Consider the following 18,444-nt stretch of genomic DNA (forward strand, 5'->3'; position numbering starts at 1 on the left):
TCGAGATGACCGCGGCCCGCTCGGGGAGGCCGGCCTTCTTGGTGGCCGCGATGATGGCCTTCACGTTGGTGGTCTGCTCGTCGTTGAGGGTGATGTGGGACTGCTCGCCCTGCGGCTTCGGCGCCGCCGACTGCACGGCTACCGCAACCGCCTTGGCATCCACGGCCGGGGTAGCGGCGTGGGCGGCGATCGGGCCGGCGAACACACCACCGGCGAACGCGAGACCAGCAACAGACAGCACGCTCTTACGGAAGATCGTGTTCATGGGGGTAGCTCCTTCGGGGGTAGAACACCCACACCGCCAAAGAGGGAGACGGCGGTGATGGGTGTGAGCACCTCGTCCGGCGCTGCACTAACAAGAGGAAAAGTCTTGGGGGGTGACACCCGGTCGGGCGTCGGGGTCGGCGACCTGGCGAGCGGGGAGCTCGTGGCGCCGGGTCCCTGTGTAACGACCGGGGGGCCGGGGTCATTCCGGGGTCGGCCCATCCATCAGCACCCTCGTCGAGGCGGTGCCCGGTGGTCGTTCGTGGGGACTGTAACGACCCGGTGGAGGCTGGCATTCCACCTGCGCGACCAGCCGTCAGGGGTCCGGCGGCCGGTCGGTGGTACTGCGATCGTCAGGGTGTGTAACGACCCCGGCCCGGCCATGATTCCGGCCCACGAGTGCGCCCGGCCACACCCCACAAGCACCCACCAACGGACAAAGCGCCCACACGACACCGGGCCCACGTCGTCGAACCGGCCCTCACCGGATGATCCACTCGGGTCCACGGAAGTCGGGGCATCCCGGACACCCGGACACCCCCGACATCAAGGAACCCGAGTCGATCATGCCCGGCCCGGGACGCCCGTGCCCGGCGTCCGATTCCGCATGCCTGGCCGCCGCCGTGCCCGGCATGCGAGTCCGGGCGGGTCAGGTGCCCAGGTAGCGCAGGATTGCGAGGATTCGTCGGCTGTAGCCCGTTGTGTGTGCGAGGTCGAGTTTGTCGAAGATCGCGTTGACATGCTTCTCGACGGCGCTCTGCGATACGTGCAGCCGCTGGGCGATGGCGAGATTCGTGTGGCCCTGGGCCATCTCGTGCAACACGTCCCGTTCCCGCGGCGTGAGCCGACCGAACGGGTCGGGCCGATCCGAGCCGGCCACCACCTGACGGACCACCTCCGGGTCGAGGGCGGTGCCTCCGGCGGCGATCCGGTCGAGTGCGTCGAGGAAGTCGTCCACCTGGGCGACCCGGTCCTTGAGCAGGTAGCCAACTCCCTCGGGACGGTCCGCGAGCAGCCGCCCGGCGTAACGCCGCTCCACGTACTGGGAGAGCACGAGGACGCCGGTGTCGGGCCACCGACGACGGATCTCCAGGGCGGCCCGTAGCCCGTCATCGGTGTGGTTGGGTGGCATCCGGACGTCGGTGACGACCACGTCGGGACGTGATCGTCCGACCGCCTCGACAAGCTGGTCGGCGGTCCCGACCGCCGCGAGCACCTCGTGCTCCTCGTCGGCGAGCAGCCGCGTCAGGCCCTCCCGGAGCAGCGTCGAGTCTTCGGCGAGGACTAGTCGCACGGCAGCTGCGCCAGCACTGTCGTCGGACCTCCGGCCGGGCTGGTCACCAGCAGCCGACCGTCCAGCGCGGCGACCCGCCGCGCGAGCCCGGACAACCCGCGTCCGGCCGGGTCCGCCCCGCCGACGCCGTCGTCGTGTACGCGCATCCGGATCCACCCATCCCGTACTCCGATTTCGACAGTGACCAGGGTAGCGGCGGCGTGTTTCGCGGCGTTGGTGAGCGCCTCGCAGGCCACGAAGTACAGCACCGTCTCGACCTGCCGGTCGGGGCGGACGGGCAGCTCGCAGCGGATCCGCACCGGCACCTCGGATCCGCGGGCGACGATGGCCAGGACCTCGCCCAGATCGCTGTCGTTCAGTGCTGACGGGTAGACCCGCCATGCCACCTCGCGCAACTCTTCGATGGCCCGCTGCACGTCCTCGTGCGCCTGGGCGAGCAGTGCGTGTGTGCGGTCGGCGTCGCGGGCGCGCCGGGCCCGGCCGAGCAGCATGCCGAGGGCGACCAGCCGCTGTTGGAGGCCGTCATGCAGGTCGCGTTCGATGCGCTGCCGTTCGGCGTCGACAGCGGCGATGACCCCGGCCCGGCTGGTGGTCAGCTCATGGACCCGCCGCGTCAGCTCGGCCCGACTTCCCGGCCCGAGCAGTCGTCGCGCCAGCCGGATGTCGAGCGCGGCGATGCTGGCAACGGCCTGAACGTTGAGCAGTAACAGCACCGCCCCGACGGCGATCTGGGACAGGGCGTCGAGGAGGGTCAGCTCTCCGCGCAGCGCCGCGCGCAGCACGATCCCGGCCAGCACCATGCCGACGCCGAGCACGGTGTACGCCAGCAGGCCGAGCGTGCCGGGTAACAGTCGGGCGGCCAGGTAGCCGAGCTGCCGGCGGGTCGCCACGGTGTTCGGCGCGGGCAGATCCTCTGCGGCGAGCGGCCCGGTGAGGCGGCGATGTTCCATCCGTACCAGCCGCTCCCCGTACCGGTCGGTCAGGTCAGCGACCCGACGGCCGGCCGCGGGCGCTACCGCGCGCACGCTGGATGCGGCGGCCGCGACGGCGAGGAAGGCGAGCTCGACGGCGGCCGTCGCGATGCCGACGGCGACGCCGAGCGGCAGCCGGAGCCGAAGCCACCACCCGCCGGTTCGCCGCTCCCCCATCACCTCGCCCGCCTTCCGCACCACGCCTGGTCCCCCTTGCTCTGCCTCATCTGATCCGCCCGCAGGCGACCCGGGGGTGGTGCGTGGGGTGAAGCAGAGCAAAGGGAACCAGAAGAGGGCTGGCTACCGCTCGTCCGAGGCCCACGATCCGCTTCGGTAGAGGGTGCCGCGACCGCCCGGGTCGGGCATCCCGTTCATTGCGCTCTGCTCGGGTTCGGTCGGCTCGGGGTTGCGGGCGGCGCGGCGGGCTTTGAGCACGCGGGACCCGACGAACCAGGCAGCCGCCGCCACGCAGACCACGATCACCACTTTCTGGAGCGTGCCGACGTAGCCCTCGACGAGGTGCCAGTTGTCGCCCAGCAGGTAGCCGGCGAGCACGAATGTGGTGTTCCAGATCAGGCTGCCCAGCGTGGTGTAGAGCAGGAACGTGGTCACCGGCATCCGCTCCACGCCCGCCGGGATGGAGATCAGACTCCGGAAGATCGGGATCATCCGGCCGAAGAAGACCGCCTTCACACCGTGCCGCAGGAACCACGCCTCGGTCCGGTCCACGTCGCTGAGCTTGACCAGCGGAAGCCGGGAAACGATGGCGCGCATCCGGTCGCGCCCCAGGGCCGCGCCGATCAGGTAGAGCGCGAGCGCGCCCACCACCGAACCCAGCGTGGTCCAGAAGATCGCACCGACCAGACTCATCCGCCCCTGCGCGGCGACGAACCCGGCCAGCGGCAGGATCACCTCACTGGGGATCGGCGGGAAGAGGTTCTCCAACGCCACCGCCAGGCCGGCACCCGGCCCGCCGAGTCGTTCCACCAGGTCAGTGACGTAGCCGACGATCCCGTCCTGTGGTGGCTCCGCTGCGGCGGCGGGGGTTCCGGTGGCGAACACGGCGTGGGACGTTCGAATCATGCGCCCACGTTACGAAGTCATCCTGAGAGCCGACCATGGGGCCGACCGCCCGACCGCGCGGGTCGACCACACCGGTGGGGGTGTGGAAAGCCGCACCCCGCTGCGGCTCGCCGTGGTCCAGCCGGCGTGCGTACCCCTGGATGTCGCGGCGAACGCGCGGGCGCACGCCGCCGCGGTCCGCGCGGCGCGCGCCCGGGTGGTGGTCTTTCCGGAGCTGTCGCTGACCGGGTACGAGTTGGACGCGCCGGTCGTGTCGGTCGACGACCCGCGGTTGACGCCACTGGTCGACGCGTGCGCCGAGGCCGGTGCGCTGGCCCTGGTCGGTGCGCCGGTCACCGGCGAGAACATCGCGATGCTGGCGGTGACCGGCGGCGGTGCGAGTGTGGCGTACCGGAAAATGTGGCTGGGGGACGCGGAGGCCCGCCGGTTCCGGCCCGGCGACGCCCCGGTCGTGCTCGATGTGGACGGTTGGCGGGTGGGGTTGGCGATCTGCAAGGACACCGGCGTGGCCGCGCACGCGGACCGGACGGCAGCGCTCGGAATCGACGTGTACGCGGCGGGTGTCCTCGAGTCGGCCCGCGACGCCGCCGTGATAGACCAGCGGGCGCACCGGATCACCGCCACGCACCGGGTCTGGGTGGCGGTGGCGAGCTTCGCCGGGTCGACCGGCGGTGGCTACACCGAGGCGGCGGGGCGGTCGGGCGTCTGGACGCCCGACGGCGAGGTGTACGCCCGCGCGGGCACCGAACCGGGCGAGTCGCTCAACGTCAGCCTCACGTCGCCGGACCGGGGCGGCGGGCGCGGTTAGGGTGACGGGATGATCTCCGGACGGGTGGTGCAGCTGCGGCGGTACCCGGTGAAGTCGCTGCTCGGAGAGCGGACCTCGGCCGCCGACATCAGCGCGAGCGGCGTCGCGGGTGACCGCGTGCTGGCCCTGCTGGATCAAACCAGTGGACGGGTGGCCAGCGCCAAGCAACCCCATCGCTGGCGCGGCCTGCTCACGCTACGAGCGACCGGCGGGCCGACCGATCCGGTACGGATAACCCTGCCCGACGGCCGGCGCCTGTCGAGCGAGGACCCCGACATCGACACGGCGCTCAGCGCGGCGGTAGGCCGCCCGGTGACCCTCGTCGACGCCGTACCACCCGGCGCCACCCTGCTGCGCTCGCACCCGGAGGCGGTACTCGCGGCCGGCCTCACCGACGAGGTCCCGGCCGACGAGAGCCGGCTCGGGTCGCTGCTGCCCGGGACCTTCTTCGACTTCGCTCCGATCCACCTGGTCACCACCGCGACCCTGGACCGGATCGCCGGGCATCTGCCGCCCGGGGCGGGGACGGTGGAACGCTACCGGCCCAACCTGGTGCTCGACACGGACACGGACGCCTTCGCCGAGAACGGCTGGGTCGGCCGGGAACTGCGCGTCGGCCCGGACCTGGTGCTCGCCGTGCTCGCACCGACGCCGCGCTGCGCGGTGCCCACGCTCGCGCAGGGCCCGCTGCCCCGCGAGACCGAGGCGCTGCGGGTGCCCGCCCGGCTCAACCGGATCGAACCGCTGCCCGGAATGGGTCCCCAGCCGTGTGTCGGCGGGTACGCCACCGTGGTCCGCTCCGGGCGAGTGGCGGACGGCGACCACGTTTCGGTCGGCCCGTGAGTGTTTGCGCGCCGGCAATGACCTTGGAATGCTTCGGGAATGACCTCCTTTCCCCCGACCTTCGCCGATGATGTCGTCGGCCAGTCGGCCCAGAAGCAGTTCGAGGCGTTCATCGACGAGCACCGCAGAGCGCTCAACGGCTACCTGGACGGGCTGACCGAGGAGCAGGCCCGCCGGTCGTTGGTGCCGTCCCGGACGACGCTGCTGGGTCTGGTGAAGCACGCCGCGTTCGTGGAGAAGGTCTGGTTCGACGAGGCCGTCACGTGTCGGCCCCGGGCCGAGATCGGCATCCCGGCCACGCCGGACGAGTCGTTCATCCTCGACGACGGCGACACGATCGCCTCGATCCAGCGAGCGCACCGCGAGGCGTGCGAGGCCTCCCGCCGCGCGACGGCGCCGCTGGGCCTGGACGACCTGCTTCGCGGCAACCGGCGCGGCCCGCTGCCGCTGCGCTGGGTCTACCTGCACGTGCTACGCGAGCTGGCGCAGCACTGCGGGCACGCGGAGATCCTGCGCGAGCAGATCCTGGCCGCCGACTAGCCGCGCCGCCGGCCGAAGCTGGTCGCGCGCGGCGTGGCCCGGATCACCCTCTGGCCCAACCGCCGGTGTCGGCGAAGCGACGCAGCGTCCAGCGGGCCGGCGGCCAACCGCCGGGGTCGTGGTCGGTGGTCCATTCGGTGATCGAGGCCGGGGGCACGTCCAGGTCGAACGCCCGGAAGACCGGCTGCGCGCCGAGCGCGTGGAAGGCGCCCTCGACGGTCTCGCTGTGGCCGACCAGGACCACTGTGGAGCCCCGGTGCCGGTGGGCGATCTCCATGATCGCGCGGCTGACGCGGACCACCAGCTCCGCCCAGCTCTCGTTGCCCTCCTCGAACGGTCGGAACACACCGCCACCCGCCACCGCGTGGTCGGTGCGGAAGAGGGCTGTCGGCAGGCCGTCGGCGTACGGGGGTGTGTGCCAGGTGCAGAGACCGCAGTCGGCCACGGGCCGGACGCCGAACGCCGCGCCGATCGGTTGCGCGGTCTCGACGGCCCTGCGCAGCACGGACGAGTAGACCGCCACCGGCCCGTCGACGGCGACCTCGCCGGTGAGCCGGTTGGCCAGGTCGTGTGCCTGCTCGTGGCCGAGGGCGGTGAGGCCCCGACAGCCACGTGGCCCACCGATGATTCCTTCGAGCTGGTGGACCGACTCGCCGTGTCGCACGAAGATCAGACGTGTCCGCATCGGGACATCATGCCAGCGGTATCGACGGCAGTATCAGTCGTCCGTACGGCTGGTGGAGAAGGTGTCGGCCCGGCTGAGCAGAGCGTCCAGTTTCGCGCCCGTCTGCGCTGGTAGACGGTCCCGCCGCACCAGCTCGGCGATGTGGTCCCGTAGGTCGGCGACGCGCTCGGCGCGGTCCCTGGTGCGGCGGTTGAGGTCGGCCAGGTCGTCACGCAGATCTTCGGCGGTCTTCGGGTCGACGTCACCGCGGGCGACCGCGGTGGCGAGGACGGCGGCGAATTCGCTGCTCACCTCCCGGAAACTGACCGGTAGCTGCTGCCCGGCGGTCGGGGGCGCGGTGCTGGCGGTGGGGCGTGTTGGGGACGGTACGGCCGGCGTCGGCGAGTGTGTCGTGGGCGCGGGGGCCGGGGCGGAGGTCGACGGCGCGGCGGCGATCTCGGCCGGGTCGGGTGTGCCCGGGTTGCCGAGCGGATTCTCCACGAACAGGACGCCGATGCCGATCAGCACGGCGAGCACGGCCGCGACGAGCACGGCGAGGGGCCGACGTGTTCGGCGTCGGGCCGGTGCGGCGGCTACCGGGACGGGGCGGGCCACCACCGACCGGTCGATCAGGGTGGGCGGGTGGGCGGCCGGCCGGATGCGCAGCAGCTCGGTGGGCGGCTCGACCGGCTGACCGGCGCCGAAGCGGCGGGCCAGGTGTGCGGCGCTCGGCCGGTCGGCCGGGTTGGCGGCCAGGCAGGCGACGGTCAGTTCGGCGATGTCGGCGGGTAGGCCGGGCACCCGCAGCGGCGGCACCGGGGTGCCCCGCCGGTGCACCTCCAGCGCGTCCTCCCAGCTCTGCACGGGCAGTGGCGCCCGCCCGGTGAGGGTGCGGTAGAGCAGTGCGCCGAGGGCGTACACGTCGCTCGCCGGGTCGGGAGGGCCGGCGGTCAGCCGTTCCGGGGCGAAGTAGGCGGGGGTGCCCATCAGCGATTCGCCGGACTGGCTGTCGAGGCCGCCGAGCGCGGCGATGCCGAAGTCGAGCACCTTGGCGCCGGTGTCGGTGAGCATGACGTTGCCGGGCTTGACGTCGCGGTGCACGACGCCGATGCGGTGCGCGGCGGCCAGCGCGGCGGCGATCTGCCCGGCCACCCGGACCGCCTCCGGCCAGGGCAGCGGCCCGGTCCGCAGCCGGTCGGCCAGGTTGTGACCGTCGACGAGCTCCATCACCAGGTACGGGACCACGACGCCGCCGGCCAGGGTCGCCTCGGCGTAGTCGTACACCTGGGTCACGTGTGGGTGGGTCAGCCGGGCGGCCGCGCGGGCCTCGCGTTGGATGGTGGCCCGCAGCTGTGGGTCGGTGGCGAACTGCCCGGCGAGCACCTTGATCGCGACCGGCCGCCCGAGCACCTCGTCGTCGCCTCGCCACACCTCGGACATGCCACCGAGACCGATCCGCTCGTGCAGTACGTAGCGGTCGTGGAGGCGGAGAGTGGGCGTGAGCGGCGACATGGCTTCACCAGTCTGCCTGGCAACACCGCCCTCGACCACTCTGCGTGCCCGGACCCACACTGTTCGTCCCGTGCGTACCGGAATGGGATTGGTGCGTGTCAGGAGCAGCGCGGGGTGCCGGGCAGCGGTCGCGGTTGGATGCGGTCGGCGAGCCGGCGCAGGGCGAGGGCGGTGGCCTGCCGGGTCGGGGCGAGCAGGGCCCGGCGGGGGTGGTCGACCTGGACCGGAGCGTTCGGTCGGGCCGAGTTGACGTGCCGGTTCATGGCGTCGAGCGCGGTGATGTATCCGCTGGGAAGTTCCATGGTCAACTCCTCGGGACGGGTCCGGTGGAAGCCCGGACGACGAGTGCGGTGGGCAGCAGCACGTGACCGGCCGCGGCGTCCGCGGGTGGGTCGAGCAGCAGTTCGGCGGCGATCCGGCCCTTCTCCTCGGCCGGCTGCCGGACGGTGGTGAGGCCGGCCGCGGCGGCCTCGGGGACGTCGTCGAAGCCGGTCACCGAGACGCTGGGACGATCATGGGCTGGCCGTGCGGCCAGGGCGTCCAGCACACCGAGCGCGAGGACGTCGGAGCCGGCCAGCACGGCGGTCGGCGGCGCGGGTTGGTCGAACAGCCCGGCGATGGCTGCGGCTGCCGCCGGGCGGCTGTTGCCGGGGACGTTTACCAGTGTCAGCTCGGCCCAGCCGACGCCGACCTCGGCGAAGGCGTCGGCGAACCCGCTGAGCCGGCCTCGGGTGGTCGGATGCGGCACCTGGTGGACCCCGGCCACTGTGAGCGGGCCGGCCGGCGCGTCGGGCAGCACGGAGTCGGCGAGCAGCGCCACCCGACGGTGCCCGAGCCCTGCGACGTGCGCGGCGGCGCTGCGTGCGGCGGCCCGCTCGTCGATGCCGACGAAGCGTTCGTCGGCGCTGGCGTCGTCGCGGGCGGCCGTGCTGACGAACGGCAGCCCGCGTTGGCGGATCACGTCCAACGCCCATTCCTCGTCGGCGACGCAGTAGACGCAGAACCCGTCGACGGCGGCGTTCTCCACCGCCTGTCGGGCGTCGGTCACCGCCGGGGGCAGCGGCACCAGCAGCATGCTGGTGCCGTGCCGTTCGGCCGCCGCGCCGACGCCGGCGAGGAAGCGGACCGCGAACGGGTCGGTGAAGGCGTACGACAGTTGCGAGGTGAACAGCACCCCGATCGACCCGACGAAACCTCGGCGCAGGGAGCGTGCGGTGGGGTTGGGGCCGGGGTACCCGAGTTGCCGGGCGGCGTCCAGGATCCGCTCGCGCAGGGTGGCGGAGAGCTGGTCGGGGCGGCTGTAGGCGTTGGAGACGGTGCTGCGCGAGACGCCGACGGCGTCGGCCACGGCTTGCAGTGTTGGCTTCACCGGCACCTCTCTGTATCGATCCAGTCTGTATCGATACAGAGACTAGCCGGACCGGTCGGCGTCGGTCAATACGTGGGCTGAGAGTCCGTTTGCGCGGGGCCTACGACGACGAGCGTCAGGCCGGGTAGGTGTCGTCCAGCAGCCGGCCGAGGATCTCCGCCGTACGCTCGGGCGGCTCGGCCTCGACGCAGAGCCGCTCCATGGCCACCGCGTAGTAATCCAGGTCGTCGCGCTTGTCCAGGTAGATGGCGCTGGTGAGCTGTTCGATGTAGACGATGTCCGGAAGCTCCTGGTCGCCGAAGCGCAGGATGGTGAAGGCGCCCCCGGCGGCGGCGTGGCCACCGGCGGCGAACGGGATGACCTGCAACCGGATGTGGGGCGACTTGGTCGCCTCGATGAGCGCGGTGAGCTGATCGCGCATGACCTCGGCCCCGCCGATGGGCCGGCGCAGTGCCGCCTCGTCCACCACGGCCCAGAGCTGCGGCGGGTTCTGCCGCTGGAGCAACTGCTGACGCTGCATCCGCAGCGCGACGCGCCTGTCGATCTCACCCGGACCAGCCGCGCCGTGCCCGAGCAGCACGACCGCCCGGGCGTACTCCCGGGTCTGCAGGAGGCCGGGCACGAACTGCACCTCGTAGCTGCGGATCAGCGCGGCGGCGGCCTCCAGGCCCAGGTACGACTGGAACCAGGAGGGCAGCACGTCGCCGTAGCGGTGCCACCAGCCGGGGCTGTTCGCGTCCCGCGCGAGTTTGAGCAGCGCGTCGCGTTCGTGGTCCTCGGTGACGCCGTAGAGGGTCAACAGGTCGGCGACGTCACGCTCCTTGAAGCCGACCCGACCCAGCTCCATCCGACTGATCTTGGATTCGGAGGAGCGGATCTCCCAGCCGGCGCCCTCCCGGGTCACTCCGCTGGACTCCCGGAGACGGCGCAGTTGGGCGCCGAGCAGCATGCGCAGCACGGTCGGCCCGGATGTCGGGCCACCCTCGGCGGGAACCATCGTCACGTGCGGACCTCCGGACACCGACCCACGACGGCCGGGCGCCCCGGCCCGGCCGACGTGTAAGCATGCCATGGACCGACAGTGAGGTGAACTCCTCCGCGCCGGTGAATCAGTCCCGTCACCGGGACGACCCACCCTCGGACGGTCAGTTGATCAGGTGGTCGAAATCTCCGTCCCGCGCACCGAGAACGAAGGCGGCGATCTCATCCACCGTGTAGATGAGCGCCGGCCCTTCCGGGTGTCGTGAGTTGCGGACCGCGATGCCCGCTCCCTCGGGCAGTTCGGCCAGTTCGACGCAGTTGCCGCTGGGGTTGCTGCGGCGACTCTTCTGCCAGCTCAGCGGAGGCAACTGGTGGATCGGTACGCCATTGGGTGGCTGCTGCATGGGGGCGTCTTTCTGTTACGAGCCCGCCGGTGGCCGTGGGAGGAGCGGTGACGGCGAGGGGGTGCGGTATCGACATTGGACGGTTCTGCACGTGCATCTGCTATTGCATCTGCATCCGACGGCGAGCATGATAACGCACATGATCGGTGCCCATCCGTTCACTTTGAGTTACCCCCACACGGGCAACGATCAGGCAAAACTGGGCCCGACGCGGCGTGCCGCGTCAACCGAAGGCTGGAGGCGGTCGCGGCGATGGGAGGGTTCGTGCCGGATCCGATGAGTGTCGCCTCCGGCGTCTGCGCGGCGGGCGCGCTGCTCTCCTCGTGGCAACTACGCCGACGGGCGGTGCGCGCCGAGGCCGAGATCGGTCACCTCCAGGCCGAACTGGCCGCCGAACGGCACGCCGCCAGTCACGACCCGCTCACCGGGCTGCCCAACCGCCGCGCCTTCTACCGCCTGGCAGCCGCCCTGCTCACCGACGCCGCCGGCCAGCCGCTGATCGCCGTGGTGCTCGATCTGGACGACTTCAAGCAGATCAACGACCGGTACGGGCACGCCGCCGGCGACCAGGTGCTGATCAGTGTTGCCGAACGCCTCGCCGGCTTCGCCGGGGACAACCTCGTGGCGCGCCTCGGCGGCGACGAGTTCGCCGGGCTGCTCTCCAGCCCCACCGTCGACCGGCGCTGGATCGAGCACTCGACCCGCCGGCTCAGCGAGACCGTCGCCGCGCCGATCCGGCTGAGCGCGTGCAGCGTCCGGGTCACCGCGTCCGTCGGGCTCGCCCCGGTGACCGGCCCGGCCCAGCTCACCGACGCGCTCAGCCGCGCCGACGCGGCCATGTACCAGGCGAAGAGCCTCGGTGGCGCCCGATCGCCCCGCCAACTGGTCGACAGCGCGTTCCTCGGCGAGCGCTGACCGTTCAGCTCCGCCCTTCTTCGTGGCTACCCGCTACGGACAGCCCGCGCCTCTGGGTCGAGACCGCGCACCGCCGCGTCGGCGAGGGTGACCAGACCCGCCGGTGACACCAGCCCTCGCACGATCCGCGCCGCCCGCTCCCGGTCGGCCGCCTCGGCGTCGAGGTCCAATGCCTGGCGGGTCCAGTCGCTGAGGTCGTCGAGCGCGCGGACCGCGAGGAACCAGGCCAGGCGCACCGGGTCGACGTCGATCCTGCCGTAGCCGGCGAGCGCCGCCTGCTGCTGCTCGGCACTGATCGGCGCGAAGGCGAGCACCCCACCGAGGACGAACATGAGGTCGCACTCGGGCGGGGCGAGCACAGCGTCGTCCCAGTCGATCAGCCACACGTGCCCGTCCGCGCCGAGCAGCAGGTTGCCCAGGTGCGGGTCGCCGTGGCAGACGACATTCGGGCCGGGCCGGTCGCGCTGGTCGACGGCGCGGCGCTCGACCTCGCGAATCAGCACCCCCAGCTGGTCGGCCACCGTGGACCACACCCCCACCAGCTCCACCACCAGCGGGTCCGCGAGGTCGGCCCGGTCCGGATCGCGCAGCCGCGCGGCCACCGCGCGGGTCGCGGTCACGATCGAGGGGTACGCGGCACCGCCCGCCGGTAGCAGCCGGCTCAGCTCGTCGGTCACCGGCACCTCGTGCACGGCGGCCAGCACCTCGCCGTACGCGCGCCAGTGCGCGCCGGTCATCGGGCCGTCGAGCGCCCGCTGGTCGGAGACCCACGGCACCACCGAGAGGCGGCGGCCGTCGTGGTCGATCGACAGCCGTCCGCCGTCGGCCCGCAGCGGCGCGGCGATGCCCGGCACCCCCTGTTCGGCCAGGTACGCCGTCACGACCAGGCCGGCCGGGGTGCCGCCACCGCTCAGCTTGACCGCGTACCGAGAGCCGTCGACGGCCTGAGCGAGCCACAGTCGGGCGTGCTGGTCCGCGCCGGAGGTGACCGGCTCCATCGTGGACAGGTGCAGGCCGAAGCCCGTCCGTACCTGTTCGGCCACCTGCCGTGCGACGTTCGGCACCATGCGGACACCATGCCAGCGCTCCGGCCGTCGACCCAGCGGTTTTGCCGGTCGCAGGGGTGTTCTGAGACGTCCTAGCCGGGTATGGCAGGCCAGTACCCGAACACGACCGCCGAGAGGAACCGACGTGGCGACCATCAGCGCCCTCGTACTCAACTGCACCCTCAAGCCGTCACCGACGCCGTCGAGCGCCGAGCAGCTCGGTCGGGAAGTGCTCGCCGAGCTGGCCGTGCAGGGCGTGGAGGGCGAGATGATCCGCGTCGTCGATCACGACGTGCGTTTCGGGGTGTCCACGGACGAGGGCGACGGCGACGGTTGGCCGGCGATCCGCGGCAAGCTGATGGCCGCCCAGGTGCTGATCATCGCCACGCCGATCTGGCTCGGCCAGCCCTCCAGCGTCTGCAAGATGGTCCTCGAACGCCTCGACGCCGAACTCTCCGAGACCGACGCCGACGGCCGGCTCCTCACCTACGGCAAGGTGGCCGGTGTCGCCGTGGTCGGCAACGAGGACGGCGCCCACCACACCATCGGCGAGGTGCAGCAGGCGCTCAACGAGGTCGGTTTCACCATTGCCGCCGCCGCCGCGACCTACTGGGTCGGTGAGGCACTGCAGACCGTGGACTACCGCGACGCCGGCCCCAAGCCCGACACCACCGGCCGCACCACGAAGGCCCTGGCGCTCAACACCGCGCACCTGGCCCGACTCCTCGCCGACCAGCCGTACCCGCCGCCGGACGCGAAAGGCGCGGCAGTCGGCCCAAGCCGCGAATAGACCTCACCGCCAGATGCGTCACTGCCCGGGCTGCCCCACCGCCGGGGCAGCCCCGGCGCACGGCTCGTTACCGATCCGCGCCAGCCGTGGCCGGCGCGGTCAGCGCCAGCCGTAGCCGGCGCGCAACGCCTGCCCGACGCGGTCGAACCGGGGCCGATCCAACACGGCGCCCTCCCGGCGGATGCTGTCCTCGCGCATGGTGAGCACCCGGTCCAGCCGGACCCAGCTCGGCCGGTTGTCGCGGTCCCACTCGCCCGGCCCGAGCGCGAACCAGTGCCGCTGCCCGTGCCGCTCGCTCTGGCTCGACAGCATCAGCCCGAACAGGGTCCGGCTGTGCCGCCCGACGACAAGCACCGGCCGGTCCTTGCCCTGGCGGGGGTCGTCCTCGTACGGCACCCACGTCCAGACGATCTCGCCCGGGTCGGCCTGACCGTCCCGCTCCGGAGCGTAGGTCAGCTCCCGACGCTGCAAAGCGCTCACCTGACGGCGGCGGGCCACCTGCGCGGGCGCCGGCCCGGTACGCCGGGGCGACGGGATCACCGCACCGACGCGGGAGATACGCGCCGCGACATTCCTCAACAGACCAGCCACGGCGGGCAGCCTACCCGCTGCCGAAGGGGGCGGTACGACAGACTGGCTCCATGAACGAGCTGCCCCGTGACCTGCCGATCCTGGAGCGACGCGCGGTGCGGGTGGTGGTCACCGACGGCACCGACCGGGTGTTGCTGTTCCACACCCGCGACCCGGACCACGCCCGGCTGGGCACCTGGTGGGAGCTGCCGGGCGGTGGCATGGATCCCGGTGAGACCTATCGCGACACGGCGGTGCGGGAGCTGCGGGAAGAGACCGGCATCGTGATCAGCGCCGACCAGGTTGGTGCGCCGAACTGGCGGCGGCGGGCGAGCTTCCTGCACCGCCAGTTACGGCACGTCCAGGACGAGGTTGTCGTCGCCGTACGGCTGACCGGCCCCGGCCCGGACGTGGACGAGGCGCACCGGCTCGACTACGAGCGGGAGGACTACTTCAGCTTCCGCTGGTGGCCGTTGCCGGCGGTGATGGCCAGTAGGGAACGGTTCTACCCCGGGCAGCTCCCCCGGCTGATCAGCCCCTTTCTCACCGGCACGGAGATCGACGAGCCGTTCGAGCTGTGGTCGTGAGCCGGGCCGGCGGGCAGAGTGGGGACATGAGGACCGATCTGCACGGGCCGCTCTCCGCGTACGCCGCGCGGCTGCACGCCACAGCCGGCGACCGACACCACGTCGCCTCCCCGCTCGGCGCCTGGCTGCTGCTCGCGGTCGCTGCCACGACGGCCGAGCCGGCCACCGCGAAGGGAACAGCCGCGGAGCTGGTGCAGGCGCTGGGCACGGACCTGCCGAGCGCGGCCGAGGCCGCCCGAACGCTGTTGGACGCGCCGCACCCGCTGGTCGGGTCCGCCACCGCGCTCTGGCACCGAGCGGGGCAGGGCGACGGCGGTGCGGCGGCGTGGCGGGCCGCGCTGCCCAACACGACCGAGGTCGGCGTCCTGCCCGATCAGGCCGGGTTGGACGCCTGGGCGCGCGAGCACACCCTCGGCCTGATCGAGACGTTTCCCCTGCGGGTCGGGCCGGACGTGGTGCTGGCCCTGGCCAGCGCATTGGCCACCCGGGTGTCCTGGGCGACCCCGTTCGACGTCGCCGACGCACGCGCGCTCGGCGGGGGCAGCCCGTGGGCCGGTCAACTGCGGCAAGCACTGCGCAGCCCGAGCCAGGGCCATCGCTGCGCCATCGTTTCCACCGCGCGGGCCGGTGACGTGATCGTGCACGCCGCACCGGCCCGGACGACCGACGGCGCGGGGCTGGTCGTCCTCTCGGTGGCCGCCGCACCGCAGGTGCCACCGGCCGAGGTGCTGGCCATCGCGTACGACCTCAGCGCCGGCGCGGCCGACGGCGCGCAACCGACGGGCAGCCGCTCGCTGTTCGACCTGCCGCTCGGCGAGACTCCGCTGTGGACGCTGACCGAGGAGCGGGTACGCACCCGGGCCCGCGACGGCCGCGAAGAGCGGCACACCGCCGTCCTGCCCTGCTGGTCGGCCCGGAGCGACCACGACCTGACCGCACCGATGCTCGGCTTTCCGGCCGTGGCGGCCACGCTGGCGACGGCGACGGCGCTGCCGATGGAGCGCTTCGAGGCACGGCAGACGGCGGTGGCCCGGTTCGACAGGTACGGCTTCGAGGCGGCGGCCGTGACCGCCATGTTCGGGTTGACCAGCCTGCCACCGGAGGGGGTCGCACGCACCGCCGAGCTGCGCTTCGGCCACCCGTACGCGGTGGTGGCCGTCGCCACCGATGCCAGGGCCGAGGGCGTCACCGGCCCGTGGCACGGGGTGCCGGTCTTCTCCGCCTGGGTGGCCGAGCCCGAGGAGGTGTCCGAGGCGTGAGTTACCTCGCGGAGGAGCAGGTGGCCGGGGTGCTCGGGCGGCCTACTCGCTGATCACGGCGAACGCCTACGACCCGACGGGTCAGGACGGCCACTTCGCCTGGTGCGTGGCGGCCCTCAACCGGGCCGACGTCACCGGGGCACTCCTGGACTGACCCCGCCGGGCCGGGTCAGAACCCGCCGTCGCGCGGCAGCCGCGCCACCATCTCCCGGAACTCCCGCACCGTCATCGCCGTGCGCAACGTGGCGAAGACGGCACCGGTTCCGGCCCGGGCGGTGGCCGGGTCGACCCCGGCACGCTGTTCCACCCGACGAAGGAACTCCGTCGGGCCGGCCTCCATCGGGGTAGCGCCGGCACCGCCGACCTCCAGGCCCACCCCGCTGGTCAAGCCATCGGCCCCGGCATCCGGGCCGAGGGCGCCGGCCGCATCCGGGGCTGGGAGGGCCGTCCCGGCCGGATCCGGGGCCGGGCCGCTCAGGTAGCCGTCGACCTCGTTCGGAAGGTGCCCGACGAGGTCGCCGGGCGCGCCGCCGGTCACCCGCTCGGCCAACGTCTGCAGCACGGCGCGGGCGAGCGCGGCGGCCTCCTCGGCCGGCAGGCCGGACCGTTGGGACACCGCGTCGATGAAGTACGGGAACCCGTCGCCGTCGGTCACGCTCGGCCGGTTACCCCTGGCCGGCCGCGACAAACTGCCGCTAGGCCAGCAGACCCTCGGCCAGCAGGTGGTCGAAGATGATCTGGTCGACCGGCGAGGTGCGGTGTCGGTCCGCGTACCCGAGCCAGGCCATCTCGGCGATCTCGCTGGCCGGCCGCAGCTGTCCCCGGTAGTCGGCCCGGTAGCAGGTCATCCGCACGGTGATGCCGGTCGTGTGGCCGTGCGCCTGGGCGGTGAAGGTGCCCAGCCGCACGGCACCGGGCACGTCGACCTCGACGCTCAACTCCTCGTCGATCTCCCGACGCAGGGTCTCCAGGTCGGTTTCGCCCGGCTCGCGCTTTCCGCCCGGCAGGTACCAGACGTCCTTGCCCACCGACCGGGTGCTCAGCACCCGACCGTCCTCGACGAGGATCCAGGCCACCTTGTCGATCTCGCGCACGATGCTCCTTACCGCCGCCGGGACCGGGGACGCTACCACCCGGCACCGTGCTCAGTCGGCGAGCAGGTCGAGCAGCAGCGCGGCCGTCCAGCTGAACGCCGGTGAGCCCAGCCCGGCGCCGGTGTCCGGGTGGAAGTACTCGTGGCAGCCGGCTCCGGCGACCAGACCGATCATCGAGCGGCGCAGCCCGGCGGCCAGCTCCGGGTGCCCGTGCCCGAGCAGCCCACGCCGGACCAGCCAGCCGATGTTGAGCCAGCTCGGCCCGCGCCAGTACCGCAGCGGCTCGAAGTCGGGTGCGCTGCGGTCGTAGGTGGGCAACGGCCGGTCCATCCGACGGGCCACCCCGAAGCGCGCCGACCGGGCCTCGACGACCAGCGCGTCGGCGTGCCGGGCCGGCAGGTCGGGCAGGATCAGGGGGGTCAGCCCGAGCACGGTACGGGCGCTCACCAGGCGGTCGGTGCGCAGGTCACGCGGCTGGAACGTGCCGGTGTTCCGGTCGTACAACCGGCGGAGGAGAGCTTCGGTGATGCGGGTCGCTCGGGCCCGGTGCGGCCCGGGGTCGTCGCCGACGAGCGCGGCGATCTCGGCGAGGGCGTGTTCGGCGGCCCCGAACGCCGCGTTGAACAACGGGCACTCCACCAGGAACGGGTGACCGGCGGCGAGGTCGCGGTCGGAGTAGCCGCGCTCACGGTAGGCGGCGACGATCGCCAGGTAGCGCGCGTAGTCCAGGTCCGTGGGGCGGTGCGCGGCGTCGGCGTGCGTGGTGTCGTGCCGACGGTACGCGCGCATGACTGCCGCCTCGGCCGGCACGGCGGCCATCGGCTCGTCCCACGCCGGGCTGTTGTCCAACCCGGACTCCCACGGGTGCACGATGCAGACCAGCCCGTCACCGGCCACGTCCCGCCGCTCGGCCAGGTAGCGCTGTTGGGCGACCAGCGCGGGATAGAGCCCGCGCAGCGCGGCCAGCCCGGTGGGGTCGGGCGTCCGCCGGTACGCCAGCAACGCGGCGAGCGCGTGCACCGGCGGCTGGACCAGGCCGGAGGTGGCCACCGTCGGTGCTCCCGGCACGTCGGCCGAACGCCACATCTCCGGCCCCGGGAAGTACGCGCCGACCCGCAGCGCCGGGTTGAACACGATGTGCGGCACCCGTCCGTCGGCCCACTGCGCCCGGAACAGGCTCGCCAGCTCCCGCCAGGCACGCTCGGGGCGGACCTGGGCCAACCCGATCGCGATGAACGCGGAGTCCCAGCTCCACTGGTGCGGGTAGAGCGTGCGCGAGGGCACCGTGTGGTCGTGTTCCCAGTTCGCGTCGAGCGTGTCGACGGCGAGTCGACGCAGCCCGGCCGCGTCGGCCGGGCCGGTGCCGGCGGCGTCGGCGCGCGTCGCTCCGGCGTCGACGGGCCCGCCGACGCTGGTCGGCTCGGCATCGGAGCGCGCGCCGGCGCTGGTC

Annotated in this window: 21 protein-coding genes and 1 pseudogene; 7 read left to right on the plus strand and 15 right to left on the minus strand. The window is 72.8% G+C overall.

The window, feature by feature from the left end; genetic code table 11:
* The 4 genes and pseudogenes from PSH03_RS14215 to PSH03_RS14230 form a co-directional block, all read right to left on the minus strand.
* A pseudogene (locus tag PSH03_RS14215) lies at positions 1 to 265 on the minus strand (hypothetical protein); the annotation flags it as partial.
* A 648-nt stretch (positions 266 to 913) separates the two neighbouring features.
* A complete protein-coding gene (locus PSH03_RS14220; protein WP_210787479.1) occupies positions 914 to 1,558 on the minus strand; it encodes a response regulator in 645 nt (214 codons plus the stop codon).
* Positions 1,549 to 2,730 (minus strand): sensor histidine kinase, encoded by a 1,182-nt coding sequence (locus PSH03_RS14225; protein WP_238689413.1) that lies wholly within the window; start codon positions 2,728 to 2,730, stop codon positions 1,549 to 1,551. The genes PSH03_RS14220 and PSH03_RS14225 overlap by 10 nt, the downstream gene beginning before the upstream one ends.
* Positions 2,731 to 2,829: 99 nt before the next feature.
* Positions 2,830 to 3,612, minus strand: coding sequence for a DedA family protein (locus PSH03_RS14230; RefSeq protein WP_210787480.1), 783 nt, complete (start codon positions 3,610 to 3,612; stop codon positions 2,830 to 2,832).
* Positions 3,613 to 3,694: 82 nt separating this feature from the next.
* Between PSH03_RS14230 and PSH03_RS14235 the strand changes: the two genes are divergently transcribed.
* The 3 genes from PSH03_RS14235 to PSH03_RS14245 are packed head-to-tail and all read left to right on the plus strand — an operon-like array spanning position 3,695 to position 5,803.
* Positions 3,695 to 4,420, plus strand: a complete 726-nt coding sequence (locus PSH03_RS14235) for a carbon-nitrogen hydrolase family protein (RefSeq protein ID WP_238689445.1) — start codon at positions 3,695 to 3,697, stop codon at positions 4,418 to 4,420.
* 9 nt (positions 4,421 to 4,429) lie between these two features.
* Complete coding sequence (locus tag PSH03_RS14240) at positions 4,430 to 5,263, plus strand: MOSC domain-containing protein (RefSeq protein WP_238689414.1); 834 nt, start codon at positions 4,430 to 4,432, stop codon at positions 5,261 to 5,263.
* Between the two features lie 39 nt (positions 5,264 to 5,302).
* A complete protein-coding gene (locus PSH03_RS14245) occupies positions 5,303 to 5,803 on the plus strand; it encodes a DinB family protein (protein WP_210787483.1) in 501 nt (166 codons plus the stop codon).
* Between the two features lie 43 nt (positions 5,804 to 5,846).
* Here PSH03_RS14245 and PSH03_RS14250 read toward each other — a convergent pair whose 3' ends face one another.
* The 6 genes from PSH03_RS14250 to PSH03_RS14275 form a co-directional block, all read right to left on the minus strand.
* The gene (locus PSH03_RS14250) at positions 5,847 to 6,488 is read right to left on the minus strand and encodes a histidine phosphatase family protein (protein ID WP_210787484.1); all 642 of its coding nucleotides are present in this window, start codon (positions 6,486 to 6,488) and stop codon (positions 5,847 to 5,849) included.
* Between the two features lie 33 nt (positions 6,489 to 6,521).
* Positions 6,522 to 7,979: a serine/threonine-protein kinase gene (locus tag PSH03_RS14255; RefSeq protein ID WP_238689415.1), complete on the minus strand. Its 1,458-nt coding sequence runs from the start codon at positions 7,977 to 7,979 to the stop codon at positions 6,522 to 6,524.
* 98 nt (positions 7,980 to 8,077) lie between these two features.
* The gene (locus PSH03_RS14260) at positions 8,078 to 8,281 is read right to left on the minus strand and encodes a hypothetical protein (RefSeq protein ID WP_238689416.1); all 204 of its coding nucleotides are present in this window, start codon (positions 8,279 to 8,281) and stop codon (positions 8,078 to 8,080) included.
* A 2-nt stretch (positions 8,282 to 8,283) separates the two neighbouring features.
* Positions 8,284 to 9,327: a LacI family DNA-binding transcriptional regulator gene (locus tag PSH03_RS14265; RefSeq protein ID WP_238689417.1), complete on the minus strand. Its 1,044-nt coding sequence runs from the start codon at positions 9,325 to 9,327 to the stop codon at positions 8,284 to 8,286.
* A gap of 136 nt (positions 9,328 to 9,463) precedes the next feature.
* The gene (locus PSH03_RS14270; RefSeq protein WP_210785056.1) at positions 9,464 to 10,351 is read right to left on the minus strand and encodes a Sco1979 family transcriptional regulator; all 888 of its coding nucleotides are present in this window, start codon (positions 10,349 to 10,351) and stop codon (positions 9,464 to 9,466) included.
* 142 nt (positions 10,352 to 10,493) lie between these two features.
* Positions 10,494 to 10,733: a DUF397 domain-containing protein gene (locus PSH03_RS14275; protein WP_091406718.1), complete on the minus strand. Its 240-nt coding sequence runs from the start codon at positions 10,731 to 10,733 to the stop codon at positions 10,494 to 10,496.
* Positions 10,734 to 10,997: 264 nt separating this feature from the next.
* Between PSH03_RS14275 and PSH03_RS14280 the strand changes: the two genes are divergently transcribed.
* Complete coding sequence (locus PSH03_RS14280; protein WP_210785055.1) at positions 10,998 to 11,648, plus strand: GGDEF domain-containing protein; 651 nt, start codon at positions 10,998 to 11,000, stop codon at positions 11,646 to 11,648.
* 26 nt (positions 11,649 to 11,674) lie between these two features.
* Here the strand turns inward: PSH03_RS14280 and PSH03_RS14285 are convergent, their stop codons facing one another.
* Positions 11,675 to 12,715, minus strand: a complete 1,041-nt coding sequence (locus PSH03_RS14285; protein WP_238689418.1) for a phosphotransferase enzyme family protein — start codon at positions 12,713 to 12,715, stop codon at positions 11,675 to 11,677.
* A 124-nt stretch (positions 12,716 to 12,839) separates the two neighbouring features.
* On the opposite strand from PSH03_RS14285, the gene PSH03_RS14290 reads away from it, so the two are divergent.
* Complete coding sequence (locus PSH03_RS14290; protein WP_238689419.1) at positions 12,840 to 13,484, plus strand: flavodoxin family protein; 645 nt, start codon at positions 12,840 to 12,842, stop codon at positions 13,482 to 13,484.
* 99 nt (positions 13,485 to 13,583) lie between these two features.
* Here PSH03_RS14290 and PSH03_RS14295 read toward each other — a convergent pair whose 3' ends face one another.
* Positions 13,584 to 14,075 carry a type II toxin-antitoxin system PemK/MazF family toxin gene (locus tag PSH03_RS14295; protein ID WP_210785052.1) on the minus strand — a complete coding sequence of 164 codons (492 nt, stop codon included), beginning with the start codon at positions 14,073 to 14,075 and terminating at the stop codon, positions 13,584 to 13,586.
* Positions 14,076 to 14,125: 50 nt separating this feature from the next.
* Between PSH03_RS14295 and PSH03_RS14300 the strand changes: the two genes are divergently transcribed.
* Together PSH03_RS14300 and PSH03_RS14305 are read left to right on the plus strand one after the other, a co-directional pair.
* On the plus strand, positions 14,126 to 14,641 hold the full coding sequence (locus PSH03_RS14300; protein WP_238689420.1) for an NUDIX hydrolase: 516 nt from the start codon (positions 14,126 to 14,128) through the stop codon (positions 14,639 to 14,641).
* A gap of 26 nt (positions 14,642 to 14,667) precedes the next feature.
* Positions 14,668 to 15,900 (plus strand): serpin family protein, encoded by a 1,233-nt coding sequence (locus tag PSH03_RS14305; RefSeq protein ID WP_238689421.1) that lies wholly within the window; start codon positions 14,668 to 14,670, stop codon positions 15,898 to 15,900.
* A gap of 169 nt (positions 15,901 to 16,069) precedes the next feature.
* Here the strand turns inward: PSH03_RS14305 and PSH03_RS14310 are convergent, their stop codons facing one another.
* The 3 genes from PSH03_RS14310 to PSH03_RS14320 are packed head-to-tail and all read right to left on the minus strand — an operon-like array spanning position 16,070 to position 18,332.
* Positions 16,070 to 16,555 carry a DUF2267 domain-containing protein gene (locus tag PSH03_RS14310; RefSeq protein WP_210785049.1) on the minus strand — a complete coding sequence of 162 codons (486 nt, stop codon included), beginning with the start codon at positions 16,553 to 16,555 and terminating at the stop codon, positions 16,070 to 16,072.
* A gap of 40 nt (positions 16,556 to 16,595) precedes the next feature.
* On the minus strand, positions 16,596 to 16,994 hold the full coding sequence (locus PSH03_RS14315; RefSeq protein WP_210785048.1) for an NUDIX hydrolase: 399 nt from the start codon (positions 16,992 to 16,994) through the stop codon (positions 16,596 to 16,598).
* Positions 16,995 to 17,045: 51 nt separating this feature from the next.
* Positions 17,046 to 18,332: an MGH1-like glycoside hydrolase domain-containing protein gene (locus tag PSH03_RS14320; protein ID WP_238689446.1), complete on the minus strand. Its 1,287-nt coding sequence runs from the start codon at positions 18,330 to 18,332 to the stop codon at positions 17,046 to 17,048.
* Positions 18,333 to 18,444 lie beyond the last annotated feature (112 nt).

The sequence above is a fragment of the Micromonospora salmantinae genome, from assembly GCF_022230905.1.
Lineage (GTDB): Bacteria > Actinomycetota > Actinomycetes > Mycobacteriales > Micromonosporaceae > Micromonospora > Micromonospora salmantinae.